The following is a 17,216-nucleotide window of genomic DNA, read 5'->3' as shown; positions in this document are numbered from 1 at the left end:
GGGCCGAACGCACCCACCTCACCGCGCTTCAGCTCTCCGGTGGGCGCGCCGGGCTGAAGGTCGCGCGCACCGCCTGCCTCGTCGCCCTACGGGCCTCTGGGACCCTCGCGGGGAAGTCCTAGTTCTGGGTGATGCGGTAGGCGTCGAAGACGCCGGCGATCCCCCGGACGCTGCGGATGACGTGGTCGAGGTGGCTGGGGTCGCCCATCTCGAAGGTGAACTTGAGACCGGCCACCCGGTCGCGTGAGGTGTGCACCGACGCGCTGAGGATGTTGACCCCGCTCTCGGACAGCACCCGGGTGACGTCGGAGAGCAGGGCCGAGCGGTCGAGCGCCTCGACCTGGAGCTGGACGAGGAAGATGCTGTTGGCGGTCGGGGCCCACTCAACCTCGATGATCTTGTCGTCCTGGCTGAGCAGCGACGAGGCGTTGGTGCAGTCGGTGCGGTGCACGGAGACCCCCGCGCCTCGCGTGACGAACCCGAGGATGTCGTCGCCCGGCACGGGCGTGCAACATCGGGCCAGCTTGACCCAGACGTCCGAGGTGCCCTTGACGACGACGCCCGGGTCCCCTGCGCGTCGCCGACGGTTCGCGATGGGCCGAGGCATCGTGACCTCGGCGAGGTCGTCGCTCGACTCCTCGCCGCCCTGTGCGGCCACGAGCCGCGCCACGACGTGCTGGGCGCTGACGTGCCCCTCGCCGATCGCGGCATACAGGCCGTCGATGCCGCTGAGCCGGAGCTCCTCGGCGACACCGGTCAGCGACTCGACGGACGACAGGCGCGCGACCGGGAGGCTGCGCTTGCGCATCGCCTTGGCCAGCGACTCCTTGCCATTGTCGATCATCTCCTCGCGACGCTCGAGGGTGAACCAGTGGCGGATCTTGTTGCGGGCACGCGCGGACTTGACGAACGAGAGCCAGTCGCGTGACGGCCCGGCACCGTCGGCCTTGGACGTCAGGACCTCGACCGTGTCACCGTTGTCCAGCCGCGACTCCAGCGGGACCAGGCGCCCGTTGACCTTGGCACCGATGGTGTGGTGGCCGACCTCGGTGTGCACGGCATACGCGAAGTCGACCGGAGTCGAGTTGGCCGGCAGGCCGACGAGCTGGCCCTTGGGCGTGAAGACGTAGACCTCGCTGGCGTTGATCTCGAACCGCAGCGACTCGAGGAACTCGCCGGGGTCGGCGGTCTCCTTCTGCCAGTCGAGGAGCTGCCGCAGCCAGGCCATGTCGTTGGCGCCGGTGTTGCTCGTAGAGGGCGTCTCGGGGCCGCCGGACTTCTCCTTGTACTTCCAGTGGGCGGCCACGCCGTACTCCGCGCGACGGTGCATCGTGTGCGTGCGGATCTGGATCTCGACCGGCTTGCCCTCGGGCCCGATGACCGTCGTGTGCAGCGACTGGTACATGTTGAACTTCGGCGTCGCGATGTAGTCCTTGAAGCGGCCCGGCACCGGCGTCCACCGGGCGTGCATCGCGCCCAGCGCCGCGTAGCAGTCGCGCACGGTGTCGACAAGCACTCGCACCGCCACGAGGTCGTAGATCTGGTCGAAGTCGCGTCCGCCGACGATCATCTTCTGGTAGACGGAGTAGTAGTGCTTGGGTCGCCCGGTGACCGTCGCCTTGAGCTTGGCCGCTCGCAGGTCTCCGTCGATGTTGGCGCGGACCGTCGCGAGGTACTCCTCGCGGGCCGGGGCACGATCGGCCACGAGGCGCACGATCTCGTCGTAGACCTTGGGGTAGAGGGTCTGGAACGAGAGGTCCTCGAGCTCCCACTTGATCGTGTTCATGCCGAGGCGGTGCGCCAGCGGTGCATAGATCTCGAGGGTCTCGCGGGCCTTGCGCTGCGCCGACTCCTTGGAGACGTAGCGCCACGTCCGCGCGTTGTGCAGCCGGTCGGCCAGCTTGATGACGAGGACGCGGATGTCGCGCGCCATCGCGACGACCATCTTGCGGACGGTCTCGGCCTGCGCGGCCTGGCCGTAGGTGACCTTGTCGAGCTTGGTGACACCGTCGACGAGCATGGCGATCTCGGCGCCGAAGTCCTTCTCGAGCTGGTCGAGGTGGTAGTCGGTGTCCTCGACCGTGTCGTGCAGCAGCGCGGCCGCCAGCGTCGGCGGGGTCATGCCCAGCTCGGCGAGGATCGTCGTCACGGCGAGGGGGTGCGTGATGTACGCGTCACCGCTCTTGCGCATCTGGCCCTCGTGGGCGCGCTCGGCGACGTCGTAGGCCCGCTCGATGACCGTGAGGTCGGCCTTGGGGTGGGTGCGGCGGACCGACGTCAGGAGGGGCTCGAGGACCGGGTGGGTCGAGGTGCGGGTCCCACCGAACATGGCGATGCGGGCACGCGCGCGGGCGCGTTGGGAGCCTGTAGCCCCGCTGCGCACCGGTATCGGCGTGGTCTCCTCTGCCATGGACGGAGTCTAGGCGTCCGCGGTGCCGGCCACGACATGCAGGGCGTGGACGCTGCGCTCCCCCATCGCGTCTCGTCCACCGAGGAACGCCAGCTCGACGATGGTGTCGAAGCCGACGACGTCGGCGCCGCACTCGGTCAGCAGGTCCCAGGCCGCAATGGCGGTGCCGCCCGTGGCGAGGACGTCGTCGACGAGCAGGACCCGTTGTCCGGGCTGCACCGCGTCCGCGTGCACCTCGATCGTCGCGGTGCCGTACTCGAGGTCGTAGGTCCGCTGCACGGTCTCGCCCGGGAAGCTTGCCGGCCTTGCGGACGGGGACGAAGCCGACGCCCAGCTCGAGCGCCAGGGCGGCTCCGATGATGAACCCTCGCGCTTCCACCCCGGCCACCGCGTCGATCGGCTGCGCCGCGCCGGTATGCCGTGCCGCAAGCTCGCGGATCACCGCACCGAACGCGTCCCCGTCTCCCAGCAGCGGCGTGATGTCCTTGAACACCACGCCCGGCTTCGGGAAGTCTTCGACGTCGCGCAGTCGGGCTGCGACGAGGTCGCTGACGGCGGCCACGCGGCTACTTGCGTCGCGACTTGGGCGGTCGCTTGGGCTGGTTGCGTGGGCCGGACTGGGCGTACTTGTGGACCTGCCGGCCGGTCACGGTGGCAGAGCCCTCGTCCTCGGCCATCGGCGAGGCCGAAACCAGTGCCGGGTCGGTGTCCGCCTCGGTGATCCGACCATCGGTGACCGACGAGTCCGTCACGCCTGCAGACGACCCGGACGCCGACACGCCGACCAGCTCCTTGGCACGCTTGGCCTGGGACCGGGCCGCACGCTTGTCGAGCTCGAGCACCGACTCGTCCTTGGCGCGCAGGGTGACGAGAAGCGGTGTCGCGAGGAAGATCGAGGAGTAGGCACCGATCAGGATCCCGATGAAGAGGACGAGGGCGAGGTCCAGCAGGGTGCCCGGGCCGAGGAAGATCGCGCCGACGACCATGACCGCGAGGATCGGCAGGATGCCGATGACGGTCGTGTTGATCGAGCGGACCAACGTCTGGTTCACCGCGAGGTTGGCGGCCTGGGCGAAGGACAGCCGTCCGTTGGCGAAGGCCTCGTTGGTGTTCTCCCGCACCTTGTCGAAGACCACGACGGTGTCGTAGATGGAGTAGCCCAGGACGGTGAGGAACCCGATCATCGTGGCCGGGGAGACCTCGAACCCGGTGAACGAGTAGATGCCCACGGTGATGACGAGGTCATGGACCAGGGCGAGCAAGGCTGCGAGGGCCATCTTCCAGTTGCGGAAGTAGATCGCGAGCACGGCCGCCACGAGCACGAGGAAGATCACCAGCGCGCGAAGCGCCTGCTTCGTGACGGAGTCACCCCAGGAGGGACCGATGAAGGTCGAGCTCACCTTGTCGGCGCCGACCTCGAACGTCTGGCCCAGCTCGGTGGCCACCCGGGCGCTCTCGGCATCATCCAGCCGCTCGGTCTGGACGCGGACCGTGTTGGTCCCGAGCTTGGAGACACGCACACCCTGGGAGTCATCCGCTGCACCCAGCGCCTCCCGCGCCTGCGCCTCGTAGTCAGCTGGGACCGACGTGGTCGTGACCCGGAACTCCGAGCCACCGCTGAACTCCAGGCCCAGGTTGAGCTTGTTGATCCCGAGGCCCCCGATGGCGATCGCCATGAGCAGGAGCGAGACGAGGTAGAACGACTTGCGCCTGGCGACGACCGGGATGGATCGCTTGCCGGTGTAGAGGTCGTTTCCGAGATCGGCGAACTTCATCGGGGTCCTCGCAAAGTATCGGAGTGACGAAGGAGCGCAGAACTTTGTGGGGTGATCATCGGGCTGTCCCTTCGGCGCCCGCAGTGCGGGGCGGGTTCGCTCCGGCTGTGCGGGGCGGGTTCGCGCCCGTGGTGCGGGGCGGGTTCGTCGTGAACCGGCCACGGCCGGCATACGAGGTCTTCTTGACGGCACCGAGCTTGTCCGGGTCGAGCCCGGACATCGGGTGGCCACTCCGGAAGAACTTGAGCCGCGCAAGGAGCGTGACCAGGGGGTGGGTGAAGAGAAAGACGATGAGGATGTCGAGCAGTGTCGTGAGCCCGAGGGTGAAGGCGAAGCCACGAACGCTGGAGCTGGCCAACACGTAGAGCACGATGGCCGCGAGGAAGTTCACGCCGTCGGCGATGAGGATCGTCCGCTTGGCACGAGCCCAACCGGTGGCGACCGCGCTCTCGAGGGAACGGCCCTCACGCAGCTCGTCACGGATGCGTTCGAAGTAGACGATGAACGAGTCCGCGGTGAAGCCGATGGCGACGATCAGACCGGTGACACCGGCCATGTCGAGTCGGTAGTTGTGCGACCACCCGAGGATCGTGATGGCGAGGTAGGTGAGCAGCCCCGCCACGAGGATCGAGGCGATGGTGACGAACCCGAGCACGCGGTACTGCGCCAGCGAGTAGAGGACGACGAGCAGGAGACCGATGAGCCCGGCGATGAGGCCGATGCGCAGCTGCTCACCACCCAGGGTCGGGCTGATCTGCTCACGGGTCTGCAGGTCGAACGAGATCGGCAGGGCGCCGAACTTCAACGTCTGGGCGAGGTCACGAGCCTCGGTGATGGCGAAGCCACCCGTGATGCTCGCCTTGCCGTTGGGGATCGCCTCGTTGAAGGAGGGAGCCACGATGACGCGCGAGTCGAGGGTGGCAGCCAGCTGGTTCTGCGGCTGCTGGAGGGAGACCATCTTGCGCGAGACATCGGCGTACTGCTCGGTGCCCTCACCGTTGAGGCTGAGCTGGATCTCGACGACCGAGGTCTGCTGGCCGTTGGCGCCGACCTGGTAGCCGGCGGCGGCGTCGGAGACCTTGTCACCGGAGACGACCACGGGACCGAGGATGTACTTCGCTGTGCCGTCGGCGTCGCAGGTGACGATCGGCTTGGTCTCGTCATCGACGAGGGCGTCGAGGGCGCCCTCCTTGCTGCAGTCCAGAGCCGTGAAGGCGGCGGTCAGCTCGGGCGTGATCTGCTCGAGGCTGAACGGGTCGCCCCCAGCCGGGGTCGAGGCCGAGCCGCTGGGGCTGGGGCTCGGTGAGGTACTGGGTGACGCACTGGGCGACGCGCTCGGCGAGGCCGAGGGCGACGGCGACGGCGAGGTCGATGGTGACGGGCTGGGCTCGGCGGTCAGGGCCCCGGGGATGGCCGAGTTGTTGCTCGGCGAGGGGCTGACCGGGTTGGCGGACGGCACGGGCGCCGACGGGGAGGCACTCGGCGAGGCGCTCGGCGAGGCCGAGCCGCTCGGGGACGGGCTGGCCGACCCGCTCGGCGAGGCCGACGGAGCCGGTTGCGGTGAGCCCGCCGCGATGGCCAGGACCGGTCGGAACTGCAGCTGCGACGAGCGGCGGATCGCGTCCTCGTCCTGCTTGCTCGGTGTCCCGGGCATGCTGACGACGATGTTGCGGCCGCCCTGGGTCGTCACCTCGGCGCCGGCGACACCACCGGCGTCGACACGCTGGACGATGATGTCCCGAGCCTGGGTGATCTGCTCCGGAGAGACCTCGCGGCCACCCGTGAGCCGCGGTTCGAGGATGATCTGGGTGCCACCCTGCAGGTCGAGGCCGAGCTTGGGGGCGTAGCTGCCGTTGCTGAACTGGTTGGCACCGAACAGCAGGCCCATGAGCGCGATCGTGAGGACGGCCATGGCCGCTATTGCACGGCGCGCGAAAGTCGTGTGACTCATCTGCGCCATGTCAGCTGGCCTCTGTGGTGCTGCCCGGCGTGCCGGAGTCGCCGTGCGTCGCGTCTGAACCCGGCTGCTTGAGCCCGATCGCGCGACGGTCCACCCGCACCTGGACGCCGGGGGCGATCTCCAGTGTCGCGGCCACGTCGTCGAGCGTGATGATCGTGCCGTAGAGACCCGAGGTCAGGACCACCTCGTCACCGACGGTGAGTGCTGCCTGGAAGTCCTGCACGGCCCGGCCACGCTTGCGCTGGCTGAGCATGAGGAAGGCCAGCAGCGCGAGTGGGAGGGCGAGCACGAGGAGGTTGCCGACGCCGGCACCGGAGTTCATGGAGTGTCCTTCGAGTCTGGTTCAGTGCACCCGCAACGCTGCCGGGCACGTCAATGGCCCGGGCGACGCCGGGCCGAGCCAGCATAGGTGACGGGTTCATCCTCGACCAACGCACGACACCCCGAGGGAGTGCCCGAGGTCACCCGCCGAGCCGACCGGGCCCCTCACCCAGCGGCAAAACGTCCTGGGTCAGCAGATCGCGAGGAGGAGTGAGACCCAAATGTGTCCAGGCCTTGGCCGACGCGGCTCGTCCTCGCGGCGTGCGCACCATGAATCCCTCGCGCACGAGATAGGGCTCGGCCACGGTCTCGACGGTGTCGGACTCCTCCCCGACGGCGATCGCCAACGTCGAGAGCCCGACGGGCCCGCCGCCGAAACGACGGCAGAGGGCGTCGAGCACGGCGCGGTCGAGCCGGTCGAGGCCGGCGTCGTCCACGTCGAAGAGGCGCAGCGCCTGGTGCGCGGCCTCGAGGTCGACGCTGCCCATGCCGTGGACCTGGGCCCAGTCGCGCACCCGGCGGAGCAGACGGTTGGCGATGCGTGGCGTGCCGCGTGACCGGCCGGCGATCTCGGTGATGCCCGCCTCGTCGGCGTTGACGCCCAGCAGCCCGGCGGAGCGGCGCAGGATCGTCGTCAGGTCGCTGGCGGCGTAGTAGTCGAGGTGGCCGGTGAACCCGAATCGGTCCCGGAGCGGCGCCGGCAGCAGCCCTGACCGCGTCGTGGCCCCGACGACGGTGAAGGGTGACAGCTCCAGGGGGATCGCAGTCGCGCCCGGCCCCTTGCCGACGATGACGTCAACCCGGAAGTCCTCCATGGCGAGGTAGAGCATTTCCTCGGCCGCACGTGACATGCGGTGGATCTCGTCGAGGAAGAGCACCTCGCCCTCGTCGAGCGACGAGAGCACCGCAGCCAGGTCGCCCGCGTGCTGGATGGCCGGTCCGGAGGTGATCCGGATGGGCCGCTCCAGCTCCGCGGCCACGATGAGTGCCAGGGTGGTCTTGCCGAGCCCGGGCGGGCCCGACAGCAGGATGTGGTCGGGCACGCTCCCCCGGCGTCGCGCCGCCTCGAGGACGAGCCCGAGCTGGTCACGCACGCGGGTCTGCCCGGGGAACTCGGACAGGCGCTTGGGCCGCAGGGCCGCCTCGACGACGCGCTCGTCGTCGCTGTCCGCCCCGGCGTCGACGATCCGCGCGGTCGCGTCGAGCGAGCCGTCGGAGTGCCTGTCGTCACCGAGCCCGGACATCCCGGCCTCGACGATGTCGGACCGGAAGCCCTTGGTGCTGCCGCCGGGATCGTCAGCGCTCGTCGACGTCGGCTTCATGGGTGGTGTCATCGGCGCCGCACTCATCGGCCCAGCTCGCGCAGAGCCATCCGCAGCAGCGCCGCGACCGAGGCCTCGGGATCGGCCGCTGCCGCCACGCCCGTGACGGCGTCGGTCGCCTGCTTGGCCGACCAGCCCAGGCCGACGAGGGCCTCGGCGACCTGGTCGCGCTTGGCGTCGCCGAGGGAGGCGGCAGAGGGGGTGACGTCGGCACCCGGCGAGCCGGACGGCATACCCACCTTGTCCTTGAGCTCGAGCACGAGACGCTCGGCGCTCTTCTTGCCCACCCCGGGGATCTTGGTCAGGGTCGCGAGGTCGCCTGCCCGCAGGGCGGCACTCACCTCGTCGGGCGTGAGCACCGAGAGCATCGCCAACGCGAGCCGTGGCCCCACACCTGACACGGTCTGCACCGTCTCGAACATGTCGCGCTCGGACGCGGACCCGAAGCCGAAGAGGGTCAGCGAGTCCTCGCGCACGACGAGCGTCGTCGAGACCGTGACGTCCTGGCCGGTGCGCACCTCACCGGCCTGGCGAGGGGTCGTGTGGACGAGCATGCCGACGCCCCCGACCTCGATGACGACGCGGTCGAGCCCCACGTGGCCGACCTTGCCGGACAGGGAGGCGATCATCGGACGCTCGCCTTCGCGAGAGCCTCGAGGCGAGCTGTCGCCGCGCCGCGCCAGAGGTGGCAGATCGCCAGGGCCAGTGCGTCGGCGGCGTCGGCGGGCCTCGGCGGGGAGTCGAGCTTGAGGATCCGGGTGACCATGGCGGTGACCTGGGCCTTGTCGGCCCGACCGCTGCCGGTCACCGACGCCTTGACCTCGGTGGGCGTGTGGAAGACGACCGGTATGCCGCGTTTGCCGGCGGTGAGCAGCGCGATCGCCGTGGCGTGGGCCGTGTTCATGACCTGGGTGACGTTGGTGTCGGCGAAGACCCGCTCGACCGCGACGACGTCGGGTGCGAACTTGTCGAGCCAGCCGTCGAGCTCGCGCTCGAGGAAGATGAGGCGCTGCGACGGCTCGGCGTCAGAGGGGGTGCGCACGACGCCCACCGCGACCATCGCGGCCCGGCCGGCCCGGCCGTCGACGACGCCGAGTCCGCACCGGGTGAGACCGGGATCCATCCCGAGAACGCGCACGCGCGCCGCCTTCCAGTTGCAACCGAACAGATGTTCGGTGCCACGCTACACAGCGTCGTCGAGGCCGGCGGGCAGCAACACGCGGGTCACTCCTCGTCGTTCAGCTCCGCGAGGACGTCGTCGGGGATGTCGCCGTTGGCGAAGACGTCCTGGACGTCGTCGGAGTCCTCGAGCGCGTCGATGACCCGGATCATCTTCTTGGCCCCGTCGAGGTCGAGCTCGATCTGGAGGTTGGGGACCCACGACGCCTCGGCGGAGTCGTAGTCGATGCCCGCGTCCTGCACGGCCTTACGCACGGCAACGAAGTCGCTCGCCTCGGACACGATCTCGAACGCCTCGCCCAGGTCGTTGACCTCGTCGGCGCCGGCCTCGAGGACCACCTCGAGGATGCGCTCCTCGTCGACCGACTCGGACTTCGGGACGACGACGACCCCCTTGCGGTCGAAGACATAGGCGACCGAACCAGGGTCACCGAGCTTGCCCGCCGTTGCGGGTGAGCGCGGTGCGGACCTCGGCGGCCGCGCGGTTGCGGTTGTCGGTGAGGCACTCGATGAGGATCGCGACACCGCCGGGCGCGTAGCCCTCGTAGGTGATGGTCTCCCAGTCGGAGCCACCTGCCGTCGCGCCCGAACCGCGCTTGACCGCGTTGTCGATGTTGTTGTTGGGCACCGAGCTCTTCTTGGCCTTCTGGATGGCGTCGTAGAGCGTCGGGTTGCCGGTGATGTCGCCACCGCCGGTGCGGGCGGCGACCTCGATGTTCTTGATCAGCTTGGCGAAGAGCTTGCTGCGCTTGGCATCGACGACAGCCTTCTTGTGCTTCGTCGTCGCCCATTTGGAGTGGCCGGACAAGGTGTCTCCTCGTGCTGTCGAACGTGCAGGACTCGCGGACGATCCTAAGCCGTGTGCCGTGTGGGCCAGTCTGCGGTGCTGGAGCCGCTGCGTCCGGCGACGTGGGCGGCATACCCACCGCAGTGGGTGACCGAATGCGTCAGGCGCGGCGGACGAGGTCGGTGAACCAGGCGTGGACGCGGTGGTCGCCGGTCACCTCGGGATGGAAGCTCGTCGCGACGAGGTTGCCCTGGCGCACGGCCACGGGGTGGTCGGCGCCCTGGACCCGCACCGAGGCAAGCACCTGCACGGCATCGCCGACGTCCTCGACCCAGGGCGCGCGGATGAACACGGCCCGCACCGGCTCGGGGCCGAGCTCACGGATGCGCAGGTCCTCCTCGAACGAGTCCACCTGTCGCCCGAAGGCGTTGCGGCGCACCGTGATGTCGAGGCCTCCGAGGGTCTGCTGGTCGCGGTGCCCGTCGAGGATGCGGTCGGCGAGCATGATCATGCCGGCGCAGGACCCGTATGCCGGGAGGCCGTCCCGCAGTCGAGCGACGAGCGGCTCGCGCAGGTCGAAGATCCGGACGAGCTTGTCCATCGTCGTCGACTCGCCGCCGGGGATGACGAGGCCGTCGATCGCCTCGACCTCGGTCGGGCGCCGCACGGCGATGGCTCGGGCTCCGGCCAGCTCCAGCGCCTGGACGTGTTCCCGCACGTCGCCCTGGACGGCGAGGACTCCGATGGTGGGGTGGGCGCTCACGCCCGGAATCGTACGTCCGGCTGGCCACCTGCGGCGGCGGTGGCCGACCTAGGCTGGGCGCATGACGACATCACACCCCGGAGACGACACGTCGGCAGAGGTCATGGAGGCAAGGGTCGAGGCCCTGCAGGCGGTGGTCGACCGGGTCCTCTCGTGGCAGGAGAGCGCACCCGAGGGCACCGTGCGCGAGGAGCTCGACAAGGCGCTCGACGAGGCCGGCCTGGAGCTGGACGAGGCGACACGGGAGCGCATCGTCGAGCACGTCCACTCGGGCGAGGAACACACCGACGTCCGCCGCTTCCTCGGCTGAGGAGGCGACGGACGTCGGTGAGCTGCCGGGTCAGGGCTGCGGCCTGGCGCCTCCCTTGACTCCGTAGACCCGGACGTGGTCGAACTCCGCCGTGATGGGTGAGGTCACCTGGTCGGTGGCACCCATCGACACGAGGCCGATGCGGGCGTCATCCCCGAGGCTGTGGGTCCAGACGCCGCCGCGCACCCAGGTCACGCCGTCCTGGCTCGTGTATGCCCTGTAGCGCTCGGTGTCGCCACCGGCCTCGCGCTGCTCGGAACCGCTGAGCCGCTCGACGACGATGCGCAACCAGGTCCAGTCGTCCCCGGGGGGGCCGACGACGGTGTTGCCGTAACGGCTCCAGCCTGCTGGCGCGGGGTTGAGCTCCTTGGCGAACTCCGTCTGCCGGGTCTCCCAGATCGAGGCGCTCGTCAGCTTGATGAAGTTGTCGTCGTCCTCGTACACCACGAGGCCTGCCTGGGCGTAGTTGAAGCAGCACCCCTCGTCGGGCAGGCCAGTGAGGCGCACCTTGGTCTCGACGACGTAGTCACCCACGGGTGCGTCACGCACGAGCACCGAGGCGGTGTCGCTGTCGACGTAGAGGTCGGTGTGCTCGACCTCCCAGCGCAGGACCCCGCCGGCGACCGTGGCGTCGCCCACTCGTCCCTGCGCCCAGGACCAGTCGCCGTCGATCGTGGTTCCGGAGAACTCGTCGCGGTCGAGCAGCTGCCCGACGACCTGCGGCTTGACGAGCTGGGTGCGATAGCGGGAGCGCTCACCCGGCTGCGCTGCGGGGGCGGGCATCTTCGTGTCGGAGGCGCCCGCACCACCGTTGACGACGGGCCAGCCGTTCACCCAGTCGACCGGGTCGAGCAGGGCCGGTCGCTTGGTGAAGCCGGTCGCGAAGTCGTAGAACGGGTCCTCCTGGTCGACGGCGTGGTAGACGGTCCACCACTGGCCTCCCTCGTCGACGAAGACCGAGTTGTGACCGGTTCCGACCCAGCGGTTGCCGTTCATCGTGAGGAAGGGCGTGCCGCCCACGTTGGCCTCGAGGAAGGAGTTGCCCTCCTTGTCGACGAAGGGTCCGTAGGGGCTGCTCGACCTGCCGACGAAGACGCTGTAGCCGGTCAGCGCACCGTTGCAGCAGTTCGTGGCCGAGGCGAAGAGGTAGAAGTAGCCGTCCTTCTCGACGACGTTGGACCCCTCGTAGCGGTTGCCGATCGCGATGCGGGTGTCGTCGGTGGTCGTCCTGGTCACTGCCGTCACGCCGGTCTCGGTGAAGTTCACGTCGGTGACGAACATGCCGCCGTAGTAGGAGCCGTAGTAGAGGATGCCCTTGTCGGTGACGGTGTCGCCCAGAACGTCCGGGTCGAACGTCCAGAAGTAGGAGCACTCGCCGCCGCCCGGGTCCTTGCGGGGCTGGACGACCGGTTCGTCGCTCCAGGTCCACGGACCGGTGGGGCTGTCGGCGACCGCGACTCCGATCGCTCCGTCACCGCGACAGGTGTCCGAGCCCCCACCCGCGGCGGTCGTCTCGGTCACCGTGGTGAAGAGGTAGTACTGGTCCGTCGCGCTGGAGTAGACGACCTCCGGGGCCCAGAAGGCGGCGGTGGGGTCGATCCAGTCCGGGAGGTCGCCGCCGTCGAGCGGGAAGGCGTCTCCGACATAGGTCCAGTTGACGAGGTCCGTGGAGACGTTCATCGGGATCCGGTGGAAGATCGGGTCGCCGTTGGCGTCGACGTCCTCGTCGTTGAGCGGGTCGGTGGTGCAGTACATGTACCAGACCTGCTCCCCGTTGATCGTCTCGCCGTCCTGCCCCTGGAGGATCATCGGGTCGGCGCAGCTGTCGACCGTGCCGTCACCCGGGACCACCGGGGCCAAGGGGTTCTCGTAGCTCGTCGTCACCGGCTTCGCCTTCGCCGGGGCGGCCTTGGCCGGGGCGGCCTTGGCCGGGGCGGCTTTGGCGGCCCTGGCGTCGGGGGCGGCCTGGGCGCTCGCCGGCACGCCGGCGGCCGACGAGGCCGTCGGGGCGACGACCAGCAGGCTCAGTGCCGCCACCATCGGCGCCAGCAGCGCGCCGGGCCTGCGTCGGTGGCGCCTGCCGGTAGTTGTGTGTCCGGTCCTTCGTGCGGTCTCACTCATGGCCGTGTCCTTCGTGCAGGGAGTGGTGCTGATGAGGTGGTGCGGGTTCGTCAGATGACACAGAGACCTGTCGGCCGTCGACGTGGAGCGCCAGGCGGTGGGGCCGCCGCCGCTCGAGGGACGGGTCCCAGGCGTGGAGGAACAGGTGCCGGGACCCGTCCTCGTCGGTGAGCACGCTGCAGTGGCCGGGACCGATGAGACCGGTGCCGGCGCTCGTGACGATCGGACCCAGATCAACGTCCTCGCGCCACGGGCCCTGAGGGGACGGCGCGGTGGCCACCGCGACCCCGTAGCCGGGCGTCTGCCAGTTGCCACCGGAGTACAGCAGCAGGCACCCGCCGTCGCCGTCGTCCATCACGGACGGTCCCTCGAGGGTGTGCCAGTCGTGGACGGCGTCGTACATCTCGCGGTCCGCCTCGTAGCGCTGCCAGTCCGCGGTCGCCCGCAGGATGATGGTCGGGTCGCCCTCGAGCCCGGTCATCTCGATCAGCTGCTGGACGGCGAGGACAGTGCCCGGGCGGTCCCCCTCGACGAGGTCGGTGGCGTAGAAGAGCCACCATGACCCGTCGGCTGCGCGGTAGGGAGACGGGTCGATCGCGAACGGCACGTCCGGGGTGAGGACGAGGCCGAGGTCCTCGAACGGACCGGTGGCGCTCGGTGAGGTGGCCACCCGCAGGCGGTGCTCCTTGTCCCCGATCCCGCTCGAGTAGTACATCCAGTAGCGACCATCGGCGTACGCGACCTCCGGGGCCCAGTACTCGGCGCCGGGCAGCCGCTCGCCGACGACGAGCGCGCCGCCGGCGTCCTCCCATGTCTCCAGGTCCTCGCTGACGAGCACCTGGAAGGCGCGTCCCTCGGGCAGCGGGACCGGCGTCGTGCCGTACATGACGTAGCGCCCGTCGTCCGCCCGCAGCACGAACGGGTCGGCGCAGTAGCCGTCCCACAGGGGCGGCTGAACCCGCGAGGGCTCGGCCGTGGCGTCCGGTGTGGACGCCACGGCCGTGGCCGCGTTCTCGGCAGGGATGGCGCTCAGCCCTTGACGCCGCCGCGGGCGATGCCCTCGATGACGAACCGTTGGCTGATGAGGAAGAGGATGAGCACCGGGATGCTCGCGATCGCTCCCCCGGCGAGGATCGTCGCGTAGTCGGTCGTGTAGGCGCTCTGCAGCGTGGACAGGCCCGGCTGGATCGTCAACCGCTCGGGGCTGAACAGCACGTAGAGCGGCCAGAGGAAGTCGTTCCAGTTGGCGAGGAACGTCAGCAGGGCGAGGGTCGCCAGGGCCGGGCGGGACAGCGGGACGATGATCGTGAGGAAGGTCTTGAAACGACCGGCGCCGTCGAGCATCGCCGCCTCCTCCAGCTCGATCGGGAGGCCGAGGAAGAACTGCCGCAGGAAGAAGACCCCGAAGGCCCCGGCCGCGCCAGGGACGATGACGGCCGAGAGGCTGTCGAGCCATCCCAGCTGGGAGACGATGACGTAGTTGGGGATGAGCAGCGAGATCGGCGGCACGAAGAGAGTGGCGAGGATCATGCCGGTGAGGATCTTCTTCCCGGGGAAGGACAACCGGGCGAGCGCGTAGGCCGCCATGGTCGCGACCACGAGCACCAGCACTGTCTGCCCCGTCGCGGCGAGCATCGAGTTGAGGAACCAGGTGCCGACCGGGGTCTGGGGTGCGTCGAGGATCTTCTGGTACCCCTCGGTGCTCACCTCGCCCGGGATGAAGTTGAGCTCGGCCTGGGAGACCTCGGCCGTGGACTTGAGCGAGGTCGAGGTCATCCACAGCAGTGGCGCGAGGAACAGCAGGCTGAGCAGGCCCAGGAAGATGACGCGGGCCACACCGCCTCGCTTGGCGTCCTCGGGGGCGTCCTGCGGGGCCTCGGTCGTGGCGGTCTCGGTGGCAACGCTCATGCCGTCTTCCCCTTCGGTGTGCGTTCGCGGAGGAACGACAGGCTGAGCAGGCTGATGAGGAGCAGCACGAGGGTGAGGATGGTGCTCATCGCGGACGCGGCGCCCATGTTGAACTGACGCAGCCCCTCCTCACCGATCTGCATGATGACCGTGCGCGTCTCCTCGCCCGGCTGGCCCTGGGTGATGAGGTAGGACTGCCCGAAGACGTTGGCGGAGGCGAGGATCGTGATGGTCAGCACGAAGATCGTCACCGGACGCAGCCCGGGCAGCGTGACGTGCCGGAACCGCTGCCACGCATTGGCCCCGTCGAGCTCGGCCGCCTCGTAGAGGTCCGGGGAGATGTCCTGGAGCCCGGCGAGGAAGATCACCATGTTGTAGCCCGCGGTCCACCAGATCGTCGGGACCACGAGCGCCAGCCACACCCAAGGCGTGGCGGTGGTGAACGGGATCCGCTCCATCCCAATCTGGTCGAGGTAGTAGTTGATGACGCCGACGTTCGGGTCGAGCAGGTAGCGCCACAGCAGACCGATGACAGCGACGCCGAGGACGTAGGGAGCGAAGAAGATCGCCCGCACGAGGTTGCGCCCACGGAACTTCTTGTTGAGTGCGACCGCCAGCGCCAGCGGCAGCACCATGAGCAACGGAACGCTGAGCAGGGTGAAGATGCCGGTGGCGCGCATGGAGTTCCAGAACGGCCCTGACGTCGTCGAGCCGCCCGTGAAGAGGTCGCCGTAGTTCTGCAGCCCGACGAACGGCTTGCCGGGCAGGAGGAAGTCCCACTGGTGCAGGCTGATCCACAGGCCGTAGAGGATCGGTCCGAGGACGAACGTCGCGAAAAGGACGAGGTAGGGCCCCAGGAAGAGCAGGGCCGTCCCGAGTCCCGCGCGCATCACGGCCGGGTCGGCGTTCGGGGCCTTCCCGTTGCCGCCCGCCTTCTCCACCGGAGGTGCTTGGGCGGCAACGGGCGCGATTGCGCTCACTCTCAGGCCTGGTACTTCGACTGGTTGGCCTTCAGCAGGGAGTCGGCCTTCTTGGCAGCCTCGTCGAGAGCCGCCTTCGCCTCCTTCTTGCCCAGGACGACCTCGTTGACCGCGGTCTCGTACGTCGGTGTGGTGACGTCACCGATGCCGGGCACCGACGGCGGGAACTGCACGTCCGGCAGCTGCTCCGCCAGGACCGACTGCACCTTGAGCGCCTTGAACTCCGCCGAGTCACGCACGCTCTTGCGCGCCGGCACCTGGCCGGACTTCGCCCACTCGATGGACTTGCCGGAGATGTAGGAGATGAAGGCCCTCGACGCGGCAAGCTTGTCGGGGTCCTTGGCCGCCTGGCTCGTGACGACGAAGTTGTGCGAGCTGGCCCACACGGCCGGCTTGTCGCCGATGGTCGGGAACTTGGCCGCCTCCCACTCGAGGCCCTTGACCTTGGCCCACTCGTTCATCATCCAGATGCCGTCGAAGGTCAGCGCGTTGCGCTGCTGGCGGAAGGCCACGGCCTGGGCGTCGTTGGAGACGTTCTTGGGGCTGGCGCCCTTGCCGATGAAGCTCGTCATCCACTGGAGCGCCTCGACGCCCGCGTCGGAGTTGAAGGTGGCCTTGGCGCCCTCCTCGTCGTAGATGCTTCCGCCGAACTGGGCGATGAGCGAGGTGAAGATGAGGTGTGCAGGCCAGGTGGCCGTGACCCAGAACGGTGTGGCGACGCCTCCCTTGCCCTTGAGCTCGGTGACTGCCGCCTCGAACCCGGCGCGGTCGGTCGGGATCTCGGTGATGCCCGCCTTGGTCATGAGGCCCTTGTTGGCGTAGAAGCCCAACGGGTGGATGTCGAGGGGAATGCCGTAGCGGGCGTCCTTGTACTCGCCGGCGTTCCAGACCACGGGAGCGAAGTCGGCCTCCTCGAGCTTGAGCCCCGTCGCGATCTCGTCGAGGGGGACGATGACCCGGCGCGCGGCGTTCGTGGCGAGCTGGTCGATGTGCATGATCGCCACGTCGGGTCCGGCTCCTGAGGCCACGGCCGTGGGCACCTTGGGATAGAAGTCGCCCCACTGGAGGGTGTTCATCGCCACGGTGACGTTGGGGTTCTCCTTGTTGAAGGCGTCGACCATCTGCTTCATGAAGGGCCCGTCGCCCCCGGTGAAGCCGTTCCAGAAGGCGACGTTGACCTTGGGGCCGTCGTACTTGTCGCCCTCGCCGAAGGAGCCGCTGGAGGGGGCCGCGCCCGGAGGGGTGCTGGTCCCGCCGGAGCAGGCGGAGAGCGCAGCGCTCGCGCCGATGGCACCGAAGCCTCCGAGGAGCAGGCGACGGGAGAGGTCGGATGACGGGGAGTGGGACATGGGCGTTGGCTCCTAGATCGGCCGCGTCTTG

Annotated in this window: 15 protein-coding genes and 1 pseudogene; 1 reads left to right on the top strand and 15 read right to left on the bottom strand. The window is 69.3% G+C overall.

The genetic code is table 11. From position 1 onward, the window contains the following. Positions 1 to 118 precede the first annotated feature (118 nt). The 10 genes and pseudogenes from ACZZ98_RS17290 to pdxT form a co-directional block, all read right to left on the bottom strand. On the bottom strand, positions 119 to 2,410 hold the full coding sequence (locus tag ACZZ98_RS17290) for a RelA/SpoT family protein (RefSeq protein WP_463517402.1): 2,292 nt from the start codon (positions 2,408 to 2,410) through the stop codon (positions 119 to 121). 9 nt (positions 2,411 to 2,419) lie between these two features. Continuing rightward, positions 2,420 to 2,689, bottom strand: a complete 270-nt coding sequence (locus ACZZ98_RS17285) for a phosphoribosyltransferase family protein (protein ID WP_463517401.1) — start codon at positions 2,687 to 2,689, stop codon at positions 2,420 to 2,422. A 287-nt stretch (positions 2,690 to 2,976) separates the two neighbouring features. Further along, a complete protein-coding gene (secF, locus tag ACZZ98_RS17280; protein WP_463517400.1) occupies positions 2,977 to 4,185 on the bottom strand; it encodes a protein translocase subunit SecF in 1,209 nt (402 codons plus the stop codon). Between the two features lie 55 nt (positions 4,186 to 4,240). After that, positions 4,241 to 6,097, bottom strand: coding sequence for a protein translocase subunit SecD (gene secD, locus ACZZ98_RS17275; protein ID WP_463517399.1), 1,857 nt, complete (start codon positions 6,095 to 6,097; stop codon positions 4,241 to 4,243). Between the two features lie 49 nt (positions 6,098 to 6,146). Continuing rightward, on the bottom strand, positions 6,147 to 6,467 hold the full coding sequence (yajC, locus tag ACZZ98_RS17270; RefSeq protein ID WP_463517398.1) for a preprotein translocase subunit YajC: 321 nt from the start codon (positions 6,465 to 6,467) through the stop codon (positions 6,147 to 6,149). Positions 6,468 to 6,606: 139 nt separating this feature from the next. Then, positions 6,607 to 7,710 (bottom strand): Holliday junction branch migration DNA helicase RuvB, encoded by a 1,104-nt coding sequence (gene ruvB / locus ACZZ98_RS17265; RefSeq protein ID WP_463517802.1) that lies wholly within the window; start codon positions 7,708 to 7,710, stop codon positions 6,607 to 6,609. A gap of 101 nt (positions 7,711 to 7,811) precedes the next feature. Further along, complete coding sequence (gene ruvA, locus ACZZ98_RS17260; protein ID WP_463517397.1) at positions 7,812 to 8,417, bottom strand: Holliday junction branch migration protein RuvA; 606 nt, start codon at positions 8,415 to 8,417, stop codon at positions 7,812 to 7,814. Beyond that, on the bottom strand, positions 8,414 to 8,926 hold the full coding sequence (gene ruvC / locus ACZZ98_RS17255; protein ID WP_463517396.1) for a crossover junction endodeoxyribonuclease RuvC: 513 nt from the start codon (positions 8,924 to 8,926) through the stop codon (positions 8,414 to 8,416). Before ruvC ends, ruvA begins: the two co-directional genes overlap by 4 nt. An 86-nt stretch (positions 8,927 to 9,012) precedes the next feature. Then, positions 9,013 to 9,775: pseudogene (locus tag ACZZ98_RS17250) on the bottom strand (YebC/PmpR family DNA-binding transcriptional regulator). 139 nt (positions 9,776 to 9,914) lie between these two features. Then, positions 9,915 to 10,517, bottom strand: coding sequence for a pyridoxal 5'-phosphate synthase glutaminase subunit PdxT (gene pdxT / locus ACZZ98_RS17245; RefSeq protein ID WP_463517395.1), 603 nt, complete (start codon positions 10,515 to 10,517; stop codon positions 9,915 to 9,917). Between the two features lie 61 nt (positions 10,518 to 10,578). Here pdxT and ACZZ98_RS17240 point away from each other — a divergent pair, with 61 nt between their 5' ends. Next, positions 10,579 to 10,827 carry a hypothetical protein gene (locus ACZZ98_RS17240; RefSeq protein ID WP_463517394.1) on the top strand — a complete coding sequence of 83 codons (249 nt, stop codon included), beginning with the start codon at positions 10,579 to 10,581 and terminating at the stop codon, positions 10,825 to 10,827. Between the two features lie 30 nt (positions 10,828 to 10,857). Here ACZZ98_RS17240 and ACZZ98_RS17235 read toward each other — a convergent pair whose 3' ends face one another. Genes ACZZ98_RS17235 through ACZZ98_RS17215 form a run of 5 tightly spaced genes read right to left on the bottom strand, consistent with a single transcriptional unit; the run spans position 10,858 to position 17,185 of the window. Further along, positions 10,858 to 12,948, bottom strand: coding sequence for a family 43 glycosylhydrolase (locus tag ACZZ98_RS17235; protein ID WP_463517393.1), 2,091 nt, complete (start codon positions 12,946 to 12,948; stop codon positions 10,858 to 10,860). Continuing rightward, a complete protein-coding gene (locus ACZZ98_RS17230; protein ID WP_463517392.1) occupies positions 12,941 to 13,945 on the bottom strand; it encodes a glycoside hydrolase family 43 protein in 1,005 nt (334 codons plus the stop codon). Before ACZZ98_RS17230 ends, ACZZ98_RS17235 begins: the two co-directional genes overlap by 8 nt. Before the next feature lie 32 nt (positions 13,946 to 13,977). Then, on the bottom strand, positions 13,978 to 14,856 hold the full coding sequence (locus ACZZ98_RS17225) for a carbohydrate ABC transporter permease (protein ID WP_463517391.1): 879 nt from the start codon (positions 14,854 to 14,856) through the stop codon (positions 13,978 to 13,980). Then, on the bottom strand, positions 14,853 to 15,836 hold the full coding sequence (locus ACZZ98_RS17220) for a carbohydrate ABC transporter permease (protein WP_463517390.1): 984 nt from the start codon (positions 15,834 to 15,836) through the stop codon (positions 14,853 to 14,855). The genes ACZZ98_RS17225 and ACZZ98_RS17220 overlap by 4 nt, the downstream gene beginning before the upstream one ends. Before the next feature lie 2 nt (positions 15,837 to 15,838). After that, positions 15,839 to 17,185, bottom strand: a complete 1,347-nt coding sequence (locus ACZZ98_RS17215) for an ABC transporter substrate-binding protein (protein ID WP_463517389.1) — start codon at positions 17,183 to 17,185, stop codon at positions 15,839 to 15,841. Positions 17,186 to 17,216: the final 31 nt, after the last annotated feature.

This window comes from Knoellia sp. AC549 (assembly GCF_979258975.1).
Note: the sequence above shows the minus strand (reverse complement) of the source record. Positions and strands in the feature narration are given on the sequence as shown.

Coding starts and splice junctions, on each gene's coding strand:
- ACZZ98_RS17290 (WP_463517402.1), bottom strand. CDS start 2,410: ATGGCAGAGGAGACCACGCCGATACCGGTGCGCAGCGGGGCTACAGGC.
- secF (WP_463517400.1), bottom strand. CDS start 4,185: ATGAAGTTCGCCGATCTCGGAAACGACCTCTACACCGGCAAGCGATCC.
- secD (WP_463517399.1), bottom strand. CDS start 6,097: ATGGCCGTCCTCACGATCGCGCTCATGGGCCTGCTGTTCGGTGCCAAC.
- yajC (WP_463517398.1), bottom strand. CDS start 6,467: ATGAACTCCGGTGCCGGCGTCGGCAACCTCCTCGTGCTCGCCCTCCCA.
- ruvB (WP_463517802.1), bottom strand. CDS start 7,710: ATGTCCGGGCTCGGTGACGACAGGCACTCCGACGGCTCGCTCGACGCG.
- ruvA (WP_463517397.1), bottom strand. CDS start 8,417: ATGATCGCCTCCCTGTCCGGCAAGGTCGGCCACGTGGGGCTCGACCGC.
- ACZZ98_RS17240 (WP_463517394.1), top strand. CDS start 10,579: ATGACGACATCACACCCCGGAGACGACACGTCGGCAGAGGTCATGGAG.
- ACZZ98_RS17235 (WP_463517393.1), bottom strand. CDS start 12,948: ATGAGTGAGACCGCACGAAGGACCGGACACACAACTACCGGCAGGCGC.
- ACZZ98_RS17225 (WP_463517391.1), bottom strand. CDS start 14,856: ATGAGCGTTGCCACCGAGACCGCCACGACCGAGGCCCCGCAGGACGCC.
- ACZZ98_RS17215 (WP_463517389.1), bottom strand. CDS start 17,185: ATGTCCCACTCCCCGTCATCCGACCTCTCCCGTCGCCTGCTCCTCGGA.